This window comes from Serratia sp. HMSC15F11 (genome assembly GCF_001808215.1).
GTDB lineage: Bacteria > Pseudomonadota > Gammaproteobacteria > Enterobacterales > Enterobacteriaceae > Serratia > Serratia nevei.
This window is the reverse complement of the sequence record NZ_KV792497.1, coordinates 286,117-304,308: the sequence shown is the minus strand read 5'-3', so window position 1 is coordinate 304,308 and position 18,192 is coordinate 286,117. Positions and strand designations below refer to the sequence as shown.

Annotated in this window: 16 protein-coding genes; 9 read left to right on the top strand and 7 right to left on the bottom strand. The window is 57.5% G+C overall.

Features of this window, described 5'->3' with window-relative positions; translation table 11 throughout:
• Window positions 1–136: 136 nt before the first annotated feature.
• The 4 genes from HMPREF3138_RS21205 to HMPREF3138_RS21190 all read right to left on the bottom strand — a co-directional run bounded on the left by HMPREF3138_RS21205 (window position 137) and on the right by HMPREF3138_RS21190 (window position 4,932).
• Window positions 137–637, bottom strand: a complete 501-nt coding sequence (locus tag HMPREF3138_RS21205; protein WP_038876795.1) for a hypothetical protein — start codon at window positions 635–637, stop codon at window positions 137–139.
• 102 nt (window positions 638–739) lie between these two features.
• Window positions 740–1,129 carry a DUF3592 domain-containing protein gene (locus HMPREF3138_RS21200; protein WP_038876796.1) on the bottom strand — a complete coding sequence of 130 codons (390 nt, stop codon included), beginning with the start codon at window positions 1,127–1,129 and terminating at the stop codon, window positions 740–742.
• Window positions 1,130–1,141: 12 nt separating this feature from the next.
• Window positions 1,142–3,487 (bottom strand): type VI secretion system Vgr family protein, encoded by a 2,346-nt coding sequence (locus tag HMPREF3138_RS21195; protein ID WP_038876797.1) that lies wholly within the window; start codon window positions 3,485–3,487, stop codon window positions 1,142–1,144.
• A gap of 512 nt (window positions 3,488–3,999) precedes the next feature.
• Window positions 4,000–4,932 carry a LysR family transcriptional regulator gene (locus tag HMPREF3138_RS21190; RefSeq protein WP_038876798.1) on the bottom strand — a complete coding sequence of 311 codons (933 nt, stop codon included), beginning with the start codon at window positions 4,930–4,932 and terminating at the stop codon, window positions 4,000–4,002.
• A gap of 97 nt (window positions 4,933–5,029) precedes the next feature.
• Here HMPREF3138_RS21190 and pcp point away from each other — a divergent pair, with 97 nt between their 5' ends.
• Window positions 5,030–5,677, top strand: coding sequence for a pyroglutamyl-peptidase I (gene pcp, locus HMPREF3138_RS21185; protein ID WP_038876799.1), 648 nt, complete (start codon window positions 5,030–5,032; stop codon window positions 5,675–5,677).
• Window positions 5,678–5,711: 34 nt separating this feature from the next.
• Here pcp and HMPREF3138_RS21180 read toward each other — a convergent pair whose 3' ends face one another.
• The 3 genes from HMPREF3138_RS21180 to ydgT all read right to left on the bottom strand — a co-directional run bounded on the left by HMPREF3138_RS21180 (window position 5,712) and on the right by ydgT (window position 7,661).
• Window positions 5,712–6,743, bottom strand: a complete 1,032-nt coding sequence (locus HMPREF3138_RS21180; RefSeq protein ID WP_038876800.1) for an NADP-dependent oxidoreductase — start codon at window positions 6,741–6,743, stop codon at window positions 5,712–5,714.
• Between the two features lie 85 nt (window positions 6,744–6,828).
• The gene (uspC, locus tag HMPREF3138_RS21175; protein WP_038876801.1) at window positions 6,829–7,248 is read right to left on the bottom strand and encodes a universal stress protein UspC; all 420 of its coding nucleotides are present in this window, start codon (window positions 7,246–7,248) and stop codon (window positions 6,829–6,831) included.
• A 197-nt stretch (window positions 7,249–7,445) separates the two neighbouring features.
• Complete coding sequence (gene ydgT, locus HMPREF3138_RS21170) at window positions 7,446–7,661, bottom strand: transcription modulator YdgT (RefSeq protein WP_038876804.1); 216 nt, start codon at window positions 7,659–7,661, stop codon at window positions 7,446–7,448.
• Between the two features lie 1,348 nt (window positions 7,662–9,009).
• Here ydgT and flhD point away from each other — a divergent pair.
• From flhD to HMPREF3138_RS21130, 8 genes are all read left to right on the top strand, one after another.
• A complete protein-coding gene (gene flhD, locus HMPREF3138_RS21165) occupies window positions 9,010–9,360 on the top strand; it encodes a flagellar transcriptional regulator FlhD (protein ID WP_033643537.1) in 351 nt (116 codons plus the stop codon).
• Window positions 9,360–9,944 (top strand): flagellar transcriptional regulator FlhC, encoded by a 585-nt coding sequence (gene flhC / locus HMPREF3138_RS21160; protein ID WP_019452971.1) that lies wholly within the window; start codon window positions 9,360–9,362, stop codon window positions 9,942–9,944. Before flhD ends, flhC begins: the two co-directional genes overlap by 1 nt.
• Window positions 9,945–10,089: 145 nt before the next feature.
• Complete coding sequence (motA, locus tag HMPREF3138_RS21155; protein WP_038876807.1) at window positions 10,090–10,980, top strand: flagellar motor stator protein MotA; 891 nt, start codon at window positions 10,090–10,092, stop codon at window positions 10,978–10,980.
• Window positions 10,977–12,056, top strand: a complete 1,080-nt coding sequence (gene motB / locus HMPREF3138_RS21150) for a flagellar motor protein MotB (protein WP_038876809.1) — start codon at window positions 10,977–10,979, stop codon at window positions 12,054–12,056. Before motA ends, motB begins: the two co-directional genes overlap by 4 nt.
• The gene (gene cheA, locus HMPREF3138_RS21145; RefSeq protein WP_038876811.1) at window positions 12,053–14,074 is read left to right on the top strand and encodes a chemotaxis protein CheA; all 2,022 of its coding nucleotides are present in this window, start codon (window positions 12,053–12,055) and stop codon (window positions 14,072–14,074) included. The genes motB and cheA overlap by 4 nt, the downstream gene beginning before the upstream one ends.
• A 32-nt stretch (window positions 14,075–14,106) precedes the next feature.
• A complete protein-coding gene (gene cheW, locus HMPREF3138_RS21140; RefSeq protein ID WP_025303271.1) occupies window positions 14,107–14,607 on the top strand; it encodes a chemotaxis protein CheW in 501 nt (166 codons plus the stop codon).
• Window positions 14,608–14,802: 195 nt separating this feature from the next.
• Window positions 14,803–16,473, top strand: coding sequence for a methyl-accepting chemotaxis protein (locus HMPREF3138_RS21135; RefSeq protein WP_038876813.1), 1,671 nt, complete (start codon window positions 14,803–14,805; stop codon window positions 16,471–16,473).
• 76 nt (window positions 16,474–16,549) lie between these two features.
• Window positions 16,550–18,166, top strand: a complete 1,617-nt coding sequence (locus HMPREF3138_RS21130) for a methyl-accepting chemotaxis protein (RefSeq protein ID WP_038882060.1) — start codon at window positions 16,550–16,552, stop codon at window positions 18,164–18,166.
• The last annotated feature ends 26 nt before the right edge of the window (window positions 18,167–18,192 follow it).

Sequence of the window (18,192 nt, the reverse complement as noted above, 5' to 3'; positions counted from 1 at the left end):
CCAGGCTGCTTGCTCAAAAACAATCCGTTTTTCGGTTTAATAGATATCAGGCTATGTCACAACAGATGAAGAAAACGATGCGGCGTTCAGCGCCGAACGTTAATGTGGGGAGCGAGCCCCGCTTCGAAATGGATGATCAAGAGGACAGCGCGCTGTCTTTCCCGTTTATTCCGCGAACCAGCAGCACGGTGGCCACGGACAACGCCGCGGCGATCGTCTTGGCGATAAATTGGCCGGCGCTTTCCAGGTGATAGGGCGCAAAAAAGCCGATGTCGGCGGTGCCCAGAATCAACAGCGCGGCTAGCGCTGCAAAACAGCCCAGCTCTATCGCCAGTGCCAGTCTGCCGGGGGCCGCCGCACCCAGGTAACTCATCAAAAAACCGGGCAAGACCAGGAACCCGATCAGTTCTGCGGGCGCATTCACCGCAGACATCACTTGTTGGTTGTATTTCAGGAGCGCCAGCATCAGCGCGACAAAGATCAGCAGCCGCACAGGTAACGCCTCTGCCCGGCTTGCCGACAAAAAGATTTTGCCGATCGCGGCGAGCAAGACGCAGCCAACCAGGATGCCAAAGAAGGTAAACAGGATTTGTCCCCAAAGGCTGTCCTGCGTCGAAAAGGCAATAAACGCACCCATCGTGACACTTCCTTATGCAAGGTGATTTAGCGAACTGATGGACGATAAGTCGCTTTCAGCACGTAGAAACCGGAACGCGTCGATTGAAAGGTATATTTTCGCTCAAAGCCGGGAAAGCTCTTCGATCACCGCTTTCTTGGGGTTCTTCGGGTCGTACTTTATCGCGGTGAAATGACCCGGCTGATATCGCGGCAGATCCACGACGCTGATCGGGCCTTTCGCCACCGCCGTATGGTTCTTTCCGTCTTGGGCGATGTACTTGATCTCGACTTCACAGACCGGTCGGTTGCCGTCCCAGAGATTGGTCTGGCGAATGCTGACGATTTGCCCGGAGGCGGAAACGCCGTTTTCCATCACGCTGAGAGAAGAACCGATATGTTTGAAATAGCCCCAGATATCGACCGTGATGAATTTGAAAAAACCCACCAGGCTGAGGATAGGGGCCAATAAAATCAAACCGATGACGGTGAAGATATTTTTGGCTTTTGACATGGGCATCCCTACTTATAAAAAGATCGCCAGCGCCTTGCTGCTCAATCGCAAAGAACCGTTGGTTATTAAGGCCCCAAGCTGCGTGAACGTCATGGGATCGTTGCTTAGCTTGAAATTGGTTTTGCTGATCGAAAGCGGGTTATGGGAAACATCGAACATCGTATGCTTGACGCTCAGCCCCGTTAAGGCAAGGTTGGCGCCTATCGCGGTCCACTTATAGCCATGGCAGTTGTCTTTCCAGGTGGGCGCCGAAATAGACACGCCGTCCTCGCTGGTAATGTTGATGGTTTTTGCCGTGATGGTGAGCGAACCGCTAATCGTCGTTTGCTGATCGTTTTTGTAGGTTTCTTTGACATTCCCCGTGATGTCGGTGGTCTGGCCGCCAGCCTCCACCGTCAGCGTTTGGCCGCCTGCGGTGACCGTAGTGGTTTGCCCGCCGGCGGTGATGGTGGTGTGCTGGCCGCCGGCGGTGATGTTGACCGTCTGCCCCTTGTTGATGGTGCTGGTCTGTTGCCCCTCGGTAATGTCGAGGGTCTGATTGCCTTTCACCGTCACATGTTGCGTCTGCGTGATGTCTTGCGTCTGCGCGCCGTCAAGCTTGAAGGACTGATTGCCGGTGATGTCGATCTTATCACCGCCGTCGATAATCGTCAGGTCGCGGCCGCCTTTGATGTTCACCGTCTGGTGAGCGTTCAGGTTGGCGGTTTCGAGCCCATTGACGGTGGTGGTGCGTTTTGCTTTGTACAGGAATGTGGCATCGCCGGTGACGGTGTCGTCCTGCAGGCGGCCGATGGTGGTGGTGCGACTGCCGTCAATATTGACGTTCTTGTCGTTTTCCACCGTCATGTTCATGTTGCGTTCGGCGTGCATGTCGAAAGATTCGTTGCCGGGCGCGTCTTCCAGGAACAGGAAGCTGGCGTTGTCGGTGCCGCCGCCTTTGCTGCGGCTCATAAAGCCCATTTTGGTGGCGTCGCCGGGCAGATCCCACGGTGGCATGCTGTCTTCGTTGTAAACGCGGCCGGTGATGATCGGGCGATCCGGATCGCCGTTGATAAAGTCGACCACCACTTCCTCACCCACGCGCGGGATCTGGATCCCGCCGTATTTCCAGCCGGCCCAGGCGCTGGAGACGCGCACCCAGCACGAGCTGGTTTCATTGCCGTTGCCGTGGCGATCCCAACGGAACTTGAGTTTCACCCGGCCATATTTATCGGTCCAGATGCTTTCGCCTTCCGGGCCAACCACTTCGGCGGTTTGCGGGCCATGGGTTTTCGGCCAGGGCGTGGTGCGCGCGGGGCGCCAGTTGATGCCCGCCGGGACGACCTGAAATTCGGTACGTTGCTCGCCGGCGTCGTTATCATTGCTGGCGTAGCTGTTTTCCTGCATGAAGTAATGCGCGCTGACGACCAGGTAGGCCTGGTTGTCTTCCGTGCGCGGCGCCTGAGTCAGTTGGAAACGGTAGCCGGGGGCAATGCCCTGCGAACTGCCTTCGCCGCTCATCTGTTCATGCTGCGCTTCGAACTCCTGCTGGCGAACCTTGACGTAAAACTGGCCGTGGGCGTGATCGGTATAACGCCCGGGCCAGTCGAACACCTCGGCTTTGTCCTGCGCGAACGAGGCGGGATTCTGCCGGGCCTCCAGCAACCGCGCGCGCGGTTTGCGAAAATCGTAGTCGTCCAGACTATACAGGCTGGGCGTAATGGCGTCCGAGACGCTCCAGCTGTTGATGCTGTCTTTATTTTCCACCAGGCCGCCTTCTGCGAGCTGATAGGGAATGCTGGCGTAGCCGGCGAGTTCCTGATGTGCCGACGGCGCGTCAGCCAGCACCAACGTATGGCCGTCTTGCTGGTGCGTGAAATAGTAATAGATGCCTTCGTGTTCCATCAGGCGGCTGATGAAGTCGAAATCGCTCTCCTGGTACTGCACGCAGTATCCCCAGATGCGGTAGTCGTAGCTCAGGCGATTATCGATTTTCACCTGATACTGCCCCAGCACCTGAGTCAGGATGTCGGGAACGGTCTTTTCCTGGTAGATGCGAAAGTCGCGGTTTTGCGTCAGATACCACAGCGTGGGGCGCAGCACGGCGCGGTAGATATAGTAACGGTTGCCGCCGGCTTCTCGTCCGGAGAGCGTCATGCGCGTGATATTGCCGTTGAGATAACGCGGCGCCAACGGATTGCCCCGCAGCTCCAGCGTGATTTTTTGTCCCAGCAGTGCTTTCAGATCGAGCCGATTGTCGGGGCTGAGCAGCTCGACGTCGAATTCGAACAGCCCGGCCAGTTTTTCCTCACCGGAAAGGCTTCGGAACAACAGCTGATGGGAGGGCAAAGGCGTGTGCGCAATGATAAGGCGATCCATACTATTCCCCGGTTTAGGCATAGCTACCGCACGAGAATTGGCGCGCGATCCCGATGGCGTATCTGTCACGAATTGAGACAGGAACTGACGAAATATTTAACAAAGTTTACACAAAGGCACGATTTGTGCAGTCTACAATAGAGCTCTGCATTTGCAAAATAGCCTTTTGGATCAATGCTCAATTCGTTAACTTGCTCACGATCTTGTTTTTTATTATCTAAAACATATAGATGCTGGCAGATCGTTTTTTATATCAAATTATTGGGAAATTGGTAATACCAAAAAGTAAATGTGTAACACTTAAACCAACGTGTTTATAAAACAACTCTTTTTTTTCGTAAAAAAAGTCACTGACTGTTTTTTATCCTTACCATTTGCCAGTTAAAGATGATCAAATATATAAATTTGTTGAATGTGAATTCGGATGATTCCTATTTGGTGGGCGAAAAAAGGCCCAGCGACGGGGCCTGAGGTGCGGGTTTGAACGGTTGAAAATGCAGCGAGTGCCGGCGTTAAGCCGGGCAGAAATCGAGGGGAATTTGGCCGATCAGTTCGCAGAGCCAGATTAAGGCCGGGTCGCGTTGCGCCTGCCGGCCGGCGATCAGTTCAATGGGAAAAGGGGCGATGGCCAACTCGTCGGGCAGCGGGAGAAAACGTACGCGTTGCGGATCGGAAAAGCGCCGAGCCACGCTGGCGGCCAGGGTGGCGATCAGATCGCTGTCGGCGACCACGGCCGGCAGAGCGACAATATGCGAAAAGGTTACGGCGACGCGCCGCCGGCCGCCGATTTCCGCCAGGCGACGGTCGACCAATCCTCTGGCAGAGCCGTCGTCGGCCGGTGCGTACAGCCCATGCGGCAGGCTGAGATAGCGCGCCAGATCCCAGCGGCCATCCGCCAGCTGTGGGTGCGAACGGCTGGCGATGCACACCAGGTGCTCTTCAAACAACGTGCGCACATAGTGGCTTTCCGTACCTGAAAGATGCCCTCCCAGCGCGATGTCCACCTCGCCACGATCCAGCTGCCGGTAAATATTGTGACGGTCCAGACGCGAAACGCGAATATCGATGCCGGGCGCTGTCTGACGCAACCGACTGATGATGGCGGGCAGCAGCAAGATATCGGCATAGTCGCCGGCCGCCAGCGTAAAGCGCCGTTGCCCGGCGGTGGCCGGATCGAAACGGGCAGGGGGTGCCAACGCCAGGTGGATCTGTTCAAGTACCTGCCGTATCTGCGGCATAAGCTGATGGGCACGCGGCGTGGGCGCCATGCCGCCGCCGCTGCGAACAAACAGCGGATCGTTCAGCAGCGTGCGCAGCCGCGCCAAGGCATTGCTGACGGAGGGCTGGGCGCGGTTGAGACGCCGGCCTGCGGCGGTCACGTTGCGCGTCTGATACAACGCCTCGAACACCACCAGCAGGTTGAGATCGACGTTGGCTAAATTCATTTTATGAATACTCTATATACAGATAATCCATTTCCAGAATCATACTGCGTTCTCTAGGCTGGTAGCACACGAATTTGGCCTTCAGTCAGGAGAAATGATGAACAAAGTCTTGGTTACCGGCATTGAGCCGTTCGATGGTGACGCGGTGAACCCTTCCTGGCAGGTTGCGCAGGCATTGGCCGGTGAGCAGATCGCCGGCGCGGAGATCGCGGTGCTCGAGCTGCCCTGCGTATTGGGCCAGGCCAACCTGCAGTTGATCGCTGCGATCGAGGCATTGCAGCCGCTGGCGGTGATTTGTCTGGGGCTGGCCGGGGGCCGCGCCGAGATATCGCTGGAACGGGTGGCCATCAATCTGATCGATGCCCGCATTCCCGACAATGCCGGTAAGCAGCCGATCGACGTACCGGTAGTCGCCGGTGGGCCGGCGGGCTATTTCAGTACGCTGCCCGTCAAGGCCGCGGTGCAGCAGCTGCGCCGGCAGGGGATCCCGGCGGGGGTGTCCTATACGGCAGGCACTTATAACTGCAACCATATCTTTTACGGTCTGCGGCACTATCTGGAGACGCAGCACGCGAGGGTCAGGGGGGGATTCGTGCATATTCCGTACAGCCACACGCTGGCGGCGGCGCATCCGGGTAAGCCGAGTATGGCGCTGGCGACGATGGTGGAAGCGGTACGCACTATCGTGCAGGTGACGCTGACGGTAGAGGAGGATGCGCGATTCGGCGACGGTGCCGTGCATTAAAAGCAGGGCGTGGTGTACCACGCCCTGTTACCGGTTACTCGTCGGCGACGCGGATCACCAGCTTGCCGAAGTTCTTGCCCTGCAGCAGACCGATAAACGCCTGCGGCGCCTGTTCCAGCCCGTCGACGATGTCCTCGCGGAACTTGATTTTCCCCTGCTCGACCCAACTGCTCATCTGTTGCAGGAACTCATCAAAGCGAGAGCCGTAGTCGTCGAAGATGATAAAGCCTTGCATACGAATGCGTTTACGCAGGATCAGCCCCTCCAGCAGCGGCAAACGGTCCGGCCCGGCGGGTAATCCGGTGGCATTGTAATGGGCGATGATGCCGCAGACCGGAATGCGGGCTTTGGCGTTCAACAGCGGCAACACGGCGTCGAACACCGCTCCGCCGACGTTTTCATAATAGATGTCGATGCCCTGCGGGCAGGCAGCGGCCAATTGCTCGGCAAAGTCGGGCGCGCGGTGATCGATGCAGGCGTCGAAACCCAATTCTTCCACCACATAGCGGCACTTTTCCGCTCCGCCGGCAACGCCGACAACGCGGCAGCCTTTCAGCTTCCCGATTTGGCCGACCACCGAACCGACTGCCCCGCTGGCGGCGGCCACCACCAGCGTTTCACCCGCCTGCGGTTGGCCGATATCGAGCAATCCCATGTAAGCGGTAAACCCCGGCATGCCCAGCACGCCCAGCAGGCGGGAAGGGCGCGGCAGGTGTGGGCCGAGGTTGCGCAGGCCGCTGCCGTCGGACAGGGCATAATCCTGCCAGCCGTCATAGCCCAGCACCCAATCGCCGACGTTGAAGTCGGGATGCTGTGAGACCGCCACGCGCGAGACCGTGCCGCCCACCATCACCTGACCGATCTCAACCGGCGGTGCATAAGAAGGGGCATCGCTCATGCGCCCGCGCATATAAGGATCCAGCGACAGATAGACGGTACGCAACAACAGCTGTCCCGCGCCGGGCTGCGGCACGGGGACAGTGTCGAGACGGAAGTTCGCCGCCGTCGGTTCGCCGTGGGGGCGCGAGGCCAGCAGGAAGCGGCGGTTCTGTTGAGAAGGGGACATAGAAAGCTCCTTTGCATTGCGACAAACAAGGTTCGTTAAGCCTAGTTCAGGGGCGGCAAGGCAACGTTACCGAATGTGCTTAGCCTTAGAGCGGGACGATCAGTACGTCAATATGGCTGATATTGATGAAGCGGGCGGCGGAACAGGAGACTTTGTTCATCATACCGTCGCGATGATTGCCGCACAGCAGCAGGTCGAACGGCCTGCTGCGGCTGGCGTATTCCAGGCTGTCACCCAGTTCGCCGTGCACGATCAGCATATCGGCAATTGGGTAACCGGCGCGTTGACGCAGCTCTTCCATAAACAGCCGGGTTTCCTCCTCCATCAGCGTGCGTAAATCGCCCAGCATCGGCCCTGCGAAATTGTTGTACATTTCCGGGTTGGCGAGGGTGCTTAACAGGGTGATGTTGCCGGCGTGGGGGCGGACGATAGAGACGGCCTTTTCCACCAGGCGGTGGCTGTCAGGCGCGACGGCGACGGTGACCAGAACGTTTTGATACCCCATATCCCACTCCTTGTTGTCTACGCCGTGTTTCAGGCTGCCGCGTCGGTGGCCTTAGAGAACATGCTGCGCTCGGATAAAGGGTAGAACCTGATGGGCGTAATAAATGTGTTTCGCATCACGCGCGGCAATAAAAGCTGTGTTTGCCCGGTTATATAGCAATAAAAGATAAAACCGTTGCCGCACGTAATTTCGCTGAATTAAAGCACCTGCGCCCACAGCGTTTTCGGCACTTTGCCCAGATCGAACAATTTACCGGCAACCAGCTCGGCGCGACGGTGGTCGGCGGCGCGATACATGTTGCTAATTTCTGTATCATTTTCAATGGAGTAGTTCAGTTTGTCGTACACCTTTTCCAGGCTGTCCAAAGAGGAGCATTTACGGAATGTCAGCAAATATTCGAGCGTATCGGTCATGATTAAAATATAGCCTGTTAATAGTTAAAGCCGGGTGAATAACACATCAGCGGCTCACGACGCCGCCGCCGAGGCAGTGATGTACGACCTGACAAAAATCATTTCAAGTAGATAAATTGCACTGGGTAATAATGAGGCGTCGCCTGCGGCGGCGCTTCGATAAATCATAATATGCAAGTGCGCCATCAGCAATCTCATCCTGCTGATAAATGAAGAAATAGGGAAAGTCTCAGGGCGAGGCTGCGCGGATGACGGCAGAAGCGCCGCTGTTCCTGCTGCGCGCCAGTTCGCGCTGTCGCTTTCGCGGCGTTTTTTTCACCCGCCCTAAGAGGTGCAACGGCATTACGCGGTGTTTGTCATTGCCGCCTGCGTTGAGGCTTTGCCTCTCTGACGCTGAAGATTGGGGAGAGTAAAACAAAACTGCGTTTTATTTTATCGCAATGAAAGGATGGAAACGGGGGCGGGTTAATAATCTATTCACCTGCGGAATAATTATAACGGTGACAGAAAAGAAATAAAAAAGCATTAAAGTTTTAGGGTGTGCTGCCGATATGCCGTTTTAGGGGTGATTTAACGTAAAAAGACCATTCTTTCGCCGTGCTGATACGGAAACATATCGTTACGTCTGTTTGCTTGTTCACTACGCCAGCGAATCATTGATAAGGCTTAATCACCTGATGTTGAAAATTAGAACAGCCTCAAGCAGGGGGCTTAAGTCAAATCTGATAGCTAATAACCTTATAGTTTACAGAGGTTATTTTTCGGCTTGGATATTTTTTAGCGGTTTAACTGGTTATTTATGCTGAGTTTGTCGGCTACATGCAGATTTTTGTTCTGTTATTTTGGTTTGGTGATGCTTTTGTTCGAATTGATCTAAAAAAGATAATTTTTTGGCTGATAAACATTGTTTTTAAGACGTTTTTTTACCTGTGTCTGTTTTGTGAGCAAAATAGTGGTCAATAAATGGGCGTATTTGAGGGTATTTGGCTTAAATATTTTTTATTTTTGTGATCTATGTCACATTGTATTTAAAATTGCCTCTCACTTACATTGTGTGTGCTAATGGTTCGGGGGTAGAGTTGCGCTGCTTTAGGAATAATCTTATTAAATTTGTAAAAATAGTTTCATGGTGACTAAACACTATCGAAGCAGAATGCTGTACATCCATACACGTTGGTTTACGCTCGTAGCAAATACTGAACAGTGGTCGAATTTAGCGATTGGCGAAAATTATAGCAGTCGTTTTTGAGAGATTAATTTGCCAACTTTGGGAAACAACCCAGGTCACGGGCGATAAAATTTATCACCCAGCGTATGTTTTTAAACATAGTCTGTCGGGATGGGGAATATGGGTACGTCTGAATTACTTAAGCATATTTATGACATCAATTTGTCATATTTACTTTTAGCACAGCGTTTGATCAACGATGAAAAAGCGTCCGCGATGTTCCGCCTTGGTATCGATGAAACCATGGCCGACGCGTTGGCGCAGCTGACTTTACCGCAAATGGTCAAACTGGCCGAGACCAACCAGCTGGTTTGCCACTTCCGCTTTAACGATCACCAGACCATCGAACGCCTGACCAAAGAGTCGCGCGTCGACGATCTGCAACAAATCCATACCGGCATTTTGCTATCAAGCCATTTACTGCAAGAGCTATCGAGTAAAGACGCTAGCCCGACGAAGAAAAGAGCCTGATGATGGTTGAGAAAAGTATTGTTCAAGAAGCCAAGGACATTCAGCTCGCCATGGAGCTGATTTCACTGGGAGCCCGTTTGCAGATGCTGGAGAGCGAAACCCAGCTCAGCCGCGGGCGCTTGATTAAACTTTATAAGGAGTTGCGCGGTAGCCCGCCGCCAAAAGGGATGTTGCCGTTCTCAACCGACTGGTTTATGACCTGGGAACAGAATATTCACTCGTCGATGTTTTACAACGCCTACCTGTTTCTGATGAAAAGCGGGCAGTGCAGCGGGGTGGAAGCGGTGATTAAAGCCTATCGCCTCTATCTGGAGCAGTGCCCCCAGCAGGCCGGCGATGCGCCGCTGCTGGCGCTGACCCGTGCCTGGACGCTGGTGCGTTTCGTCGATAGCGGCATGCTGCAGCTTTCCGCCTGCAGCTGCTGTGGCGGCGCATTTATCACCCACGCGCACCAGCCGCTGAACGGTTTCATCTGCAGTTTATGCCAACCCCCATCCCGCGCCGTAAAAAGACGTAAACTTTCGCCGCAACTGGCCGATATTATTCCTCAACTGCTGGACGAGCAGGTCAAACGCGCCATTTGAGCCGCCACATTGCCGGCTCTCGGCAATGAATACCGACGTGTGATACGCAGGGGCGGCATGCCGCCCCCAGACACGCAGCCTGGTCTGTCGCGCCAGGGCGCGTTTGCCCCACCTTCCATCCACATTGTTAATTTAAGGAATGCGTGTGCTAGTTATTTTGGGTTATCTCGTGGTATTGGGTGCGGTGTTTGGCGGCTACCTGATCGTGGGCGGTCATCTCGGTGCGTTATATCAACCTGCGGAGTTTCTGATTATCGGCGGGGCGGGGGTCGGCGCTTTCATCGTCGGCAACAACGGCAAGGCGATCAAGGCTACGCTGCGCGCGCTGCCGCGGCTGATGCGTCGTTCCAAATACAACAAAGATCTGTACATGGATCTGATGGCGCTGTTGTTCCGCCTGCTGGCCAAATCGCGTCAGCAAGGCATGCTGTCGCTCGAGTTCGACATCGATAATCCGCAAGAAAGTGAAATTTTCTCTAATTATCCGCGCATCCTTGCCGATAACACCCTGGTGGAGTTCATTACCGACTATTTACGGCTGATGGTGAGCGGCAATATGAATGCGTTCGAGATCGAAGCGCTGATGGACGAAGAGATCGAAACCTACGAGCAGGAAAGTGAAGTGCCCGCCGGCAGCCTGGCGATGGTGGGCGACTCCTTGCCGGCGTTCGGTATCGTCGCGGCGGTGATGGGGGTGGTGCACGCCCTGGCTTCGGCCGATCGGCCGGCTGCGGAACTGGGCGCGCTGATCGCTAACGCCATGGTCGGTACTTTCCTCGGCATTTTGCTGGCCTACGGCTTTATCTCGCCGCTGGCCACGTTGCTGCGCCAGAAGAGCGCCGAAAACGTCAAGATGATGCAGTGCATCAAGGTCACGCTGCTGTCGAGCCTGAACGGTTACGCGCCGCAGATCGCCGTCGAGTTTGGCCGCAAAACGCTGTATACCACCGAACGTCCTTCTTTCGTTGAGCTGGAAGAACACGTGCGCCGCGTGAAAGCGCCGGTGCAGCAGGTGACGGAAGAAGAAGAAGCATGAAACAGAATCATCCGGTCGTTCTGGTCAGAAAGCGCAAGTCGCATCATGCCGCCCATCATGGCGGCTCCTGGAAGATCGCTTATGCCGACTTTATGACGGCGATGATGGCGTTCTTCCTGGTGATGTGGCTGCTGGCGATCGCCAGCCCGCAGGAGCTGACGCAAATCGCCGAATATTTCCGCACGCCGCTCAAGGTCGCCCTGACCAGCGGCGACAAGAGCAGTTCCGAAAGCAGCCCGATCCCGGGCGGCGGCGACGATCCTACCCAGCAGCACGGCCTGGTGAGAAAGCAGGTCGACTCGCCGGACTCGCGCGCCGAAGAGCTGCGCCTGAACAAGCTGCGCGAAAAGCTGGACGAATTGATTGAGTCCGACCCGCGCCTGAAGGCGCTGCGTCCGCATCTGTTGATCAACATGATGGACGAAGGGCTGCGCATCCAGATTATCGATAGTCAGAACCGGCCGATGTTCAAAACCGGCAGCGCGCAGGTCGAGAGCTACATGCGCGATATTCTGCGGGCGATAGCGCCGATCCTTAACGACCTGCCGAACAAGATCAGCCTGTCCGGCCACACCGATGATATCCCTTACGCCACCGGCGAGCGCGGCTACAGCAACTGGGAACTGTCGGCCGATCGCGCCAACGCCTCCCGGCGCGAGCTGATCGCCGGCGGCCTGGCGGAAGGCAAGGTGCTGCGGGTGGTAGGCATGGCGGCCACCATGAGCCTGAAACAGCACGGTGCCGATGACGCGATTAACCGTCGCATCACCGTGCTGGTGCTGAATAAGCAAACGCAAGAAGGCATCGAACACGAAAATGCCGAAAGCAACGCGATGGATATCGCCCAGCCGGATAGCCTGAAGCAGCTGGCGCCGTCGGCGACTGCGCCGGCCAGCCAAACGCCGGAACCCCAGGCGGTAACGCCGATCGATCAAGCGACGCCGCCGGCGGCGGCGGACCCTGTTGCTCAATCGCAGGCATCCCCGGCGATAGCCCCGGCCGGCCAAGCGCCGGAACAACCGGCGGCCGCACCCGCACCGACTAACCGCGACTCACAGCCAGAGGTGACCCCGTGAGCATGGACATTAGCGATTTTTATCAGACCTTCTTTGATGAAGCGGACGAGTTGCTGGCCGACATGGAGCAACACCTGCTGGAGCTGGATCCGCTGGCCCCCGATATCGAGCCGTTAAACGCCATCTTCCGCGCGGCGCACTCGATCAAGGGTGGTGCGGCGACCTTTGGCTTTTCGGTGCTGCAGGAAACGACCCACCTGCTGGAGAACCTGCTGGACGGTGCAAGACGCCAGGAAATGAGCCTGAGCACCGAGATTATCAACCTGTTTCTGGAAACCAAAGACATTATGCAGGAGCAACTGGACGCCTATAAAACCTCGCAACAGCCTGATGCCGAAAGCTTTGAATACATTTGCCAGGCGCTGCGCCAGCTGGCGTTGGAGGCGCAACAGCAGCAGGCGGCGCCTGCGGCTCAACCGGCCGTTCAGCAGCCTGTCGTGAAGCCGGCGGCTGCGCCGGCGGCGATCGAAGGCGGCATGCGCATCAGCCTGAACGGGCTGAAAGCCAGTGAAATCCCCTTGATGTTGGAAGAGCTGGGCAACCTCGGCGAGGTTAAAGACCCTCATCAGACGGAACACAGTCTGGACGTGACGTTGCTCACCTCCGCCAGCGAAGACGACATCAGCGCCGTGCTGTGCTTCGTGCTGGAGCCGGAACAAATCAGCTTCTCGACGCCGACGCAGAGCGAACCGGCCGTTGCAGAAGCGAGCTTACCGGCAGCGGTCGCCGCGCCGGAACCTGCGCCTGCGCCGGTCGCGAACGCCGCGCCGCCTGCCGCCAAACCGGCCGCCGCTCCGGCGGAAGCGCCGAAAGCGCGCGCCAAGGCGAGCGAGTCCACCAGCATTCGCGTGGCGGTGGAAAAGGTGGATCAGCTGATCAACCTGGTGGGCGAGCTGGTGATCACCCAGTCGATGCTGGCGCAGCGCTCCGGCACGCTCGATCCGGTGAACCACGGCGACCTGCTGAACAGCATGAGTCAGCTGGAGCGTAACGCGCGCGATCTGCAGGAGTCGGTGATGTCGATCCGCATGATGCCGATGGAATATGTCTTCAGCCGCTATCCGCGCCTGGTGCGCGATCTGGCCGGCAAGCTGAACAAGCAGGTGGAGCTGACGCTGCAGGGCAGTTCCACCGAACTGGACAAGAGCCTGATCGAACGCATTATCGATCCGTTGACGCACCTGGTGCGCAACAGCCTCGATCACGGTATCGAAGAGCCGGCCACCCGCATCGCCGCCGGCAAGTCGGCGGTCGGCAATCTGGTGCTGTCGGCCGAACACCAGGGCGGCAACATCTGTATTGAGGTTATCGACGACGGCGCGGGCCTGAACCGCGAAAAAATTCTCGCCAAGGCCGCGTCGCAAGGGCTGGCGGTGAGCGACAGCATGAGCGATGAAGAGGTCGGCATGCTGATCTTTGCACCGGGCTTCTCCACCGCCGAGCAGGTGACCGACGTTTCCGGCCGCGGCGTCGGCATGGACGTGGTGAAACGGAATATTCAGGAAATGGGCGGCCACGTTGAGATCCGTTCGCAGGCCGGTAAAGGCACCACCATCCGCATCCTGCTGCCGCTGACGCTGGCGATCCTCGACGGCATGTCGGTTAAGGTGAACGACGAAGTCTTTATCCTGCCGCTGAACGCGGTGATGGAATCGCTGCAGCCGCAGGCGGAAGATCTGCATCCGCTGGCCGGGGGCGAACGCGTGCTGCAGGTGCGCGGCGAATATCTGCCGCTGGTGGAGCTGTATCGGGTATTTGAAGTGGAAGGCGCCAAAACCGATGCCACGCAGGGCATCGTCGTTATCCTGCAAAGCGCCGGTCGCCGCTATGCGTTGCTGGTGGATCAACTGATTGGCCAACATCAGGTGGTGGTGAAGAATCTGGAAAGCAACTACCGCAAAGTGCCGGGCATCTCCGCCGCGACCATTTTGGGCGACGGCAGCGTAGCATTGATCGTCGATGTCTCGGCGTTGCAAACCTTGAACCGTGAAAAGCGTCTGACGGACGCCGCCGCATAATAATGAGTTTATTGATTTAAAAGGTGAATGATATGGCAGGATTGGCAGCCGTCAGCAAATTGGCTGGCGAAACGGTAGGGCAAGAGTTTCTGATTTTTACCCTGGGCAACGAGGAGTACGGCATCGATATCCTCAAGGTGCAGGAAATTCGCGGCTACGATCAGGTGACCCGTATCGCCAACACGCCGGCGTTCATCAAGGGCGTCACTAACCTGCGCGGCGTGATCGTCCCGATCATCGATCTGCGGGTGAAATTCTCGCAGCAAAGCGTGTCTTACGATGAAAACACCGTGGTGATCGTGCTGAACTTTGGCCAGCGCGTGGTGGGCATCGTGGTCGACGGCGTTTCCGACGTGCTGTCGCTGACCGCCGAGCAGATCCGCCCGGCGCCGGAGTTCGCGGTAACGCTGGCGACCGAATATCTCACCGGTCTCGGTTCGCTGGGCGAGCGCATGCTGATCCTGGTGGATATCGAAAAGCTGCTGAGCAGCGAAGAGATGTCGCTGGTCGACAGCGTGGCAAAAAGCGTCTGATTCATGACCCCAGGGGGCAGGGCGCTGCCCCCTTCATCCATCACTCTTCCTGACCTGTCGCGACGCCGCCGACCGAGCCCGGAACCCCCACTAAAAATAGTTACTTTCCCGCATAAAGTTTTGCCGCACGGCGCCGATAACTCTCACATTCAACGTCATCAGAGCCTGTCTGCGCGGGCTTCAACAAGGGAAATCATGTTAAATCGTATGAAGGTGGTCACCAGCCTGTTGCTGGTGTTGGTGCTGTTTGGCGCCTTGCAGTTGATTTCGGGCGGACTCTTTTTCTCCTCGCTGAAAAGCGATAAGGAAAACTTTACCGTCCTGCAAACTATCCGCCAGCAGCAGCTGCAGCTGAGTGAAAGCCGCGTTGACCTGCTGCAGGCGCGCAACTCCCTAAACCGTGCCGGTATTCGCTACATGATGGATACCAATAAGATCGGCAGCGGCGCCACCATTGATGAACTGCTGGGCAAAGCGAAAGAAGAGCTGGCCGAGGCGGAAAGACACTATGCCGCTTACGAAAAAATCCCTCAGGATCCGCGTCAGGATCCCCAGTCGGCAGAGCGCGTTAAGCAACAGTACGACATTCTGTACGGCGCGCTCTCCGAACTGATCCAACTGCTGGGCGAAGGCAAGATTAACGCCTTCTTCGATCAGCCTACGCAGAGCTACCAGGACAACTTTGAGCAGAGCTACAACGTTTATCTGGAGCAAAACGGCAAGCTGTATCAAATCGCGGTCGACGGCAGCAACAGCTCCTACAACTCGGCCATTTGGACGCTGATCGTGGTTCTGGTGGTGGTGCTGGCGGTGATCGTACTGGCCTGGACCGGCATCCATCATATCCTGGTGCGCCCGCTGAACCGCATGATTGACCACATCAAACAGATCGCCGCCGGCGACCTGACTCAGCAGATCGTCGTGACCAGCCGCAACGAAATGGGCGTGCTGGCGGCCAGCCTGAAACACATGCAAAGCGAGCTGATCGAAACCGTCAGCGGCGTGCGTCAGGGCGCGGACGCCATCTACAGCGGCGCGTCGGAAATTGCCGCGGGCAACAACGATCTCTCCTCCCGCACCGAGCAGCAGGCCGCTTCGCTGGAAGAGACCGCCGCCAGCATGGAACAGCTGACCGCGACGGTGAAACAGAACGCCGAAAACGCCCGTCAGGCTTCACAGCTGGCGTTGAGCGCTTCCGAAACCGCGCAGAAAGGCGGCAAGGTCGTGGCCAACGTGGTGCAGACCATGCACGACATCGCCGGCAGCTCGCAGAAAATCGCCGATATCACCGGCGTGATCGACGGCATCGCCTTCCAGACCAACATCCTGGCGCTGAACGCCGCAGTGGAAGCGGCACGCGCCGGCGAGCAGGGCCGCGGCTTCGCGGTGGTGGCCGGTGAAGTGCGCAACCTGGCGCAGCGCAGCGCGCAGGCGGCGAAAGAGATCAAAGGCCTGATCGAAGACTCGGTCAGCCGCGTCGATATGGGTTCCGTGCTGGTGGAAAGCGCCGGTGAAACCATGGGCGACATCGTCAACGCCGTCACCCGCGTGACCGACATCATGGGCGAAATCGCGTCTGCTTCTGACGAACAGAGCCGCGGTATCGATCAGGTTGGCCAGGCGGTAGCGGAAATGGACCGCGTGACCCAGCAGAACGCCTCGTTGGTGGAAGAATCCGCCTCGGCGGCGGCGGCGCTGGAAGAACAGGCCAGCATGCTGACCCAGTCGGTGGCGGTATTCCGGCTGAGGTCGGAAGGCCAGGAAGAGTTTAAAGCGCCTGTCACCAGCAAGGCGACGGTAACACCGGTAATCAATCATAAGAAAATGAACGCCAGCGATCTGCAGGATAACTGGGAAACGTTCTGACCGGTATCGGGCCTCTCTCGCAGAGGCCCTTTTCCCTACGTAGGCCGGTCGCCGGCCGGCTGCAAGGAGGTTCACAGTGTTTAACCGAATCCGTATCTCTACCAGCTTGTTCCTGTTGTTGATGACCTTCTGCGTTCTGCAGTTGGTCAGCAGCGGCCTGTCGTATTCCGCGTTTCGCTCCGATAACCACAACCTCGACATCATCACTCTCGGCAGCCAGCAGCGCGATTCGCTCAGCCTGAGCTGGGTGTCGCTGTTGCAGGCGCGCAATACGCTGAACCGCGCCGGCACCCGCGCGGCGCTGAAGCTGCCGCAGGAGCAGGTAAATGAATTGATGAGCAGCGCCCGCAGCTCGCTGCAGAAGGCCGATCTCTATTTCAATCAGTTCATGGCGGTTGAACGCAGCAGTGAGCAGCAGAGCCAGCAGACGGCAACCACCAAGGCCAGCTACGAGCGGCTGCGCGGCGCGTTGCGCGAACTGATCGGCTTCCTCGAGAAAGGGGATCTGCAGGCGTTTATGGACCAGCCAACGCAGAAAACCCAGGACCTGTTCGAGGCCGATTTCGTGCAGTACCTGCAGTTGGTCAACGGCGACATCAACGAGGCCAGAGACGGCAACCAGTTCTCCTTCACGCTGGCGGGCCTGATGTTGGCGGGGGCGGTCTTGATGCTGATCGTGGTGACCGGCAGCGCCATGTGGTGGCTGCGCACCATGTTGGTGCAGCCGCTGAACCAAATCCGCAGCCACTTTGAACGCATCGCCGCCGGCGATTTGGCGACGCCGATTCAGGTGTATGGCCGCAATGAAATCAGCATGCTGTTCGCCAGCCTGCAACGCACGCAGCAGTCGCTGATCGGTACCGTCGGCGCCGTGCGCGACGGGGCGGAGTCGATTCTGATCGGCCTGCAGGAGATCGCCGAAGGCAATAACGATCTCTCTTCCCGCACCGAGCAGCAGGCCGCTTCGCTGGAAGAGACCGCCGCCAGCATGGAACAGCTGACCGCCACGGTGAAACAGAATGCCGACAATGCGCGGCAGGCCTCCCAACTGGCGCGTGACGCCTCGGCCACTGCGGCCAAAGGCGGCGAACTGGCCGGCGACGTGGTGAACACCATGCACGATATCGCCAACAGTTCGCAGAAAATCGGCGCCATCACCAGCGTGATTGACGGCATCGCTTTCCAGACCAACATTCTGGCACTCAATGCGGCAGTGGAAGCGGCGCGCGCCGGTGAACAGGGGCGCGGTTTCGCCGTGGTCGCCGGCGAAGTGCGCAACCTGGCGAGCCGCAGCGCGCAGGCGGCGAAAGAGATCAAGGTGCTGATCGACGAATCGGTCAGCCGCGTCAAGCACGGCTCGGTGCTGGTGGAAAACTCCGGCGCCACTATGCAGGACATCGTGCGTTCGGTGACCCGCGTGACCGACATCATGGGCGAGATAGCGTCGGCTTCGGATGAACAGAGCCGCGGTATCGAGCAGGTGACGCAGGCGGTGACCCAGATGGACCAGGTCACCCAGCAGAACGCCGCGCTGGTGGAAGAGTCCGCTTCTGCCGCCACCGCGCTAGAAGAGCAGGCCATTACCCTGGCCGACGCGGTCGCGGTATTCCGTCTGGCGGACGATAACTTCGTCGCGCCAGGTAACAGCAACAACGCAGTTTCCCCCGTGGTAAAGGAAGCCCAAGATTGTTAAACCGCATAAGCAGCACGTGTTTCCCC

Coding starts and splice junctions, on each gene's coding strand:
- ydgT (WP_038876804.1), bottom strand. CDS start 7,661: ATGACCGATACGCTCGAATATTTGCTGACATTCCGTAAATGCTCCTCT.
- HMPREF3138_RS21195 (WP_038876797.1), bottom strand. CDS start 3,487: ATGGATCGCCTTATCATTGCGCACACGCCTTTGCCCTCCCATCAGCTG.
- flhC (WP_019452971.1), top strand. CDS start 9,360: ATGATGGTTGAGAAAAGTATTGTTCAAGAAGCCAAGGACATTCAGCTC.
- uspC (WP_038876801.1), bottom strand. CDS start 7,248: ATGGGGTATCAAAACGTTCTGGTCACCGTCGCCGTCGCGCCTGACAGC.
- HMPREF3138_RS21180 (WP_038876800.1), bottom strand. CDS start 6,743: ATGTCCCCTTCTCAACAGAACCGCCGCTTCCTGCTGGCCTCGCGCCCC.
- pcp (WP_038876799.1), top strand. CDS start 5,030: ATGAACAAAGTCTTGGTTACCGGCATTGAGCCGTTCGATGGTGACGCG.
- HMPREF3138_RS21205 (WP_038876795.1), bottom strand. CDS start 637: ATGGGTGCGTTTATTGCCTTTTCGACGCAGGACAGCCTTTGGGGACAA.
- HMPREF3138_RS21200 (WP_038876796.1), bottom strand. CDS start 1,129: ATGTCAAAAGCCAAAAATATCTTCACCGTCATCGGTTTGATTTTATTG.
- motB (WP_038876809.1), top strand. CDS start 10,977: ATGAAACAGAATCATCCGGTCGTTCTGGTCAGAAAGCGCAAGTCGCAT.
- HMPREF3138_RS21190 (WP_038876798.1), bottom strand. CDS start 4,932: ATGAATTTAGCCAACGTCGATCTCAACCTGCTGGTGGTGTTCGAGGCG.
- cheW (WP_025303271.1), top strand. CDS start 14,107: ATGGCAGGATTGGCAGCCGTCAGCAAATTGGCTGGCGAAACGGTAGGG.
- HMPREF3138_RS21135 (WP_038876813.1), top strand. CDS start 14,803: ATGTTAAATCGTATGAAGGTGGTCACCAGCCTGTTGCTGGTGTTGGTG.
- flhD (WP_033643537.1), top strand. CDS start 9,010: ATGGGTACGTCTGAATTACTTAAGCATATTTATGACATCAATTTGTCA.